This window comes from Clostridium sp. DSM 8431 (genome assembly GCF_900116755.1).
Lineage (GTDB): Bacteria > Bacillota > Clostridia > Clostridiales > Clostridiaceae > Clostridium.
On the sequence record NZ_FPBY01000244.1, the window covers coordinates 1 to 3,617 of the forward strand.

Annotated in this window: 3 protein-coding genes and 1 pseudogene; 1 reads left to right on the forward strand and 3 read right to left on the reverse strand. The window is 27.7% G+C overall.

The window, feature by feature from the left end; all coding sequences use genetic code 11:
* Window positions 1–181: 181 nt before the first annotated feature.
* The gene (locus tag BM384_RS16155; RefSeq protein ID WP_090015162.1) at window positions 182–754 is read left to right on the forward strand and encodes a nitroreductase family protein; all 573 of its coding nucleotides are present in this window, start codon (window positions 182–184) and stop codon (window positions 752–754) included.
* Window positions 755–869: 115 nt separating this feature from the next.
* On the opposite strand, the pseudogene BM384_RS16160 reads toward BM384_RS16155, so the two are convergent.
* The 3 genes and pseudogenes from BM384_RS16160 to BM384_RS16170 all read right to left on the reverse strand — a co-directional run bounded on the left by BM384_RS16160 (window position 870) and on the right by BM384_RS16170 (window position 3,038).
* Window positions 870–1,174: pseudogene (locus BM384_RS16160) on the reverse strand (MGMT family protein).
* 8 nt (window positions 1,175–1,182) lie between these two features.
* A complete protein-coding gene (locus BM384_RS16165; RefSeq protein ID WP_090015165.1) occupies window positions 1,183–2,604 on the reverse strand; it encodes an MFS transporter in 1,422 nt (473 codons plus the stop codon).
* Window positions 2,601–3,038 carry a MarR family winged helix-turn-helix transcriptional regulator gene (locus tag BM384_RS16170; RefSeq protein ID WP_242946086.1) on the reverse strand — a complete coding sequence of 146 codons (438 nt, stop codon included), beginning with the start codon at window positions 3,036–3,038 and terminating at the stop codon, window positions 2,601–2,603. Before BM384_RS16170 ends, BM384_RS16165 begins: the two co-directional genes overlap by 4 nt.
* Window positions 3,039–3,617 lie beyond the last annotated feature (579 nt).

A 3,617-nucleotide genomic window follows, 5' to 3' on the forward strand; every position in this document is an offset into this window, starting at 1 on the left:
ATTAAAAATAGCTTAGGATTCTGTTTGGTTACTTGACTGTAAAATTTTTCAAGCAAAAATGCACTATCATAGAATGATATACTCCATATGTCATAAAAAGGTGAATAATTGTACTTATAGATAGATTTCAAGTATAATAAAAAATAACTACAAAAGAAAAAATAGAGTGAGGTTTTTAATAATGGACGCAATTAAAATGATTGAAGAAAGAAGAAGTATTCGTAAATTTAAAGATGAAAAAGTAGATAGAGAATTAATGAAAGAAATAGTTTCTATAAGTCGTTTTGCTCCTTCTTGGACAAATACTCAAACTGCAAGATATACTTTAATTGATGATGAAGAAACAATTCAAAAATTAGCTACTGATGGCGTAAATGAATTCGTATATAATATAGGTACTTTAAAAAAGGCCAAAGGCGTAGCTGTTTTAAGCTATGTACAAGGAAAAAGTGGAAGACTTCCAAAAGAAATATATGGAGAAACAAAATCATTCAATGGTTTTGCTACTACTAAGGCTAATGAATGGGAAGCTTTTGATGCAGGAATTGCATGTCAAACATTCTGCTTAGCTGCTTATGCAAAGGGAGTTGGGACTTGTATTTTAGGAGTAATTGATGAAAAATCAATCTCAGAAATAATTAACTTACCTGAAAACGAAACAGTTGCAGCTTTAATCGTATATGGTTATGCTGATGGCGAGGTATCTGCTCCAAAAAGAAAAAATGTAGAAGATATTTTAAGATTTCACAACTAAAAATAAGAGATAATACATATTTATAATTTAACTAAAAAGCTCCAGAGGTGCAATATATAAATGCACTTCTGGAGCTTTTTATATTAAAATATGTAACAATTAATAGTATATATTCTCAGCAGTCCCACTGACTTTTTTTCATATTAACATGATTTTCATTTTTAAAGGCTACCCCTTCTTCTAATAATAAAAATCTTTGTTCCATCCAGGGACTAATCTTCCTGCATGATTTACTACACGATGACATGGATATTTTCCGTAATATTCTGCATGACTTAAAACTTTTCCAACAAGACGTGCATTTTTATCTCTTCCAATAAGTTTTGCAATCTGTCCATATGTAGCTACTTTCCCTTCTGGAATCTCTCCTACTACTGAAAGTATTTCGTATATTAAATCTTCATCCATAACCTTTTTCATATCCAATATTAGTTTTGAACTTTTTTCTTAGAATATCTAGTCATTCTATAAAAGGTAATTAAGGCTCCAATTAAACATATAACTGCACCTGTAACAAATACCCATCTCATTCCATATAAAAATACGTCATTTCTACCTTCAACAAAATCTGTAACTCTATATCCTATTTTTTCACTCATCTTTGTATATAAAAGTGTTGTTGCTAATGCAATTCCTGAAGACATACCCACATTTCTAATTAATGCATTAATACTTCCTGCAATTCCAAGCTTATCTTTTGAAACAGTAGACATTACTAATGAATTATTAGGTGATTGGAATATTCCCATTCCTATAGACATAATAGCAATAAATAATACCATTAAAACTATACTTGTATTTTCATTAAATGTTGCAATAAGAAATAATCCTAAAGCTCCTATAAAAAGGCCTAAGAAAGTTAAAAATTCTGAACCAATTCTATCAGAAAGAGCCCCACTCATAGGTGCAACAATAACTAAAATTAATGGATAAGCCATTAAAATAAAGCCTGCTTTTTGTGGTGAGAATCCCATTAAATTTTGAAGGTAAAATGGAATTACTATGTTATAAGAGAATATTGCTACAAAGCTTATAAATCCACAAATAATACTTATAGAGAATAACTTATTTTTAAATATGTCAAGATCTATAAGAGGTGATTCTATCTTTCTTTCTACAATTATAAAAGCAATAAAACATGCTACAGCAACTGCAAAACCAGCTAATATAATTGGTGAAGTAAAGCCTATTCTTATTCCTGAATTAAGTGCAACAAATAGAGGAATTATTGTAAGCATAAATAAAAGAGCACCTACAATATCAATTTTTTCATCATTAACTTTTTCTGATTTCGGAAGAAGTTTAACTGCAAAAAATAATGCTATTACACCTATTGGAATATTTATCAAGAATATATATTCCCAGCTAAAGGCACCAACAATGAATCCTCCAAGACCAGGACCTACTAGAGAACCAAGAGCAACAGCTGTACCATTAAGTCCTAAGGCCTTTCCTCTTTCTCCTGGTGGAAATACTTCTGTAATTATACCTTGGTTATTTGCCATAGTACCTGCAGCTCCAATAGCTTGAATAATTCTTGCAATTATTAATACTTCAAAGGAACTAGCTATTCCACATAAAAGTGAACCTATAGTAAATAGTAAAAGACCTATTTTAAATATCTTAGTCTTTCCAAACATATCTCCTAAACGTCCAAATATTAAAATTACAGCTGAAATAGTAACAAGATAACTAACAACTACAAGCTGTATATTAGCAGTACTAACTGCTAATTTGTCTGCCATATTAGGTAGTGCAACATTGACAATACTAGCATCTAAAGCTGACATAAAAGTAGCTATAACTATGATTACAAATATCGTCCATTTTTTAGCGTTGTCTTTAATCATAAAACACACTCTCCATTTCTTAATCTTTTGCTTTTTTCAAATATATTTTTCAAACAATCTCTAGTTGTTCTTTTTTCATCTTCAGATAAATCTTCAGTTAAAAAATTTATAATTTCTTGAATCTCTTTTTCTATAGAAGGTATTATTTCTCTGCCTTTATCTGTTAAATAAAGTTTGTATGCCCTACAGTCTTTCTCATCTTGAATTTTATATACAAACCCATCTGCAATAAGTTTATTTATTGTTCTTGCAGACATTGCTCTATCATTTCCAATATCTTTGCTTATTTGTATCTGACTCATTCCCTCATTTTTATTAAGAGCTAATAAGTAAGAAAAAGAACCACTACTCAAATTATACTTTTTTAATTGTTTATTAAGGTAACTATCTTCATATCTATAAGTCTTACTAAGATACATTAGCAATTTATCCATAAGTTTTTCCTCCAACAATGATTGACTAGTCAACGATTATTTTAAACAAATATAGTTGATTAGTCAACCATATTTTTTGTATAAAGATTAATTTTATTCATTTTTATATAAAAGGATGTAAAATTAGACATGCTTATTTCATGCAATTGGATAAATATATTGATAAAAGTTATAATTTAAATAATATTTTCAAAAACCTCATGTGTAATTTTATTTTTTGATATTTTGTTTTTTGTAGTTTTATAATTTCATTTAATGTTTTACTATTTTTTTGCTTTCATCTCACTTTTTAACCATATAAACACATTTAAGTATATACCAAATTATTTCTTTGCAAAAAAAATAAATATAATTTGCTCCTTCTATAAATTTATCTGTATATATTACTGATACTTATTAAATTAATAATTTTCCCCATCAAAATAATACTTTTATATAAACTCCCCACTAAAATTCATATAATAAATACTAATTTTACAAATATAATTATTATCTATAAAATTTAGTTGCAATATATTTTCAAATTAATTTATTATACTATGATAGTGCATTTTTACTTGAAAAATTTTACAGTCAAGT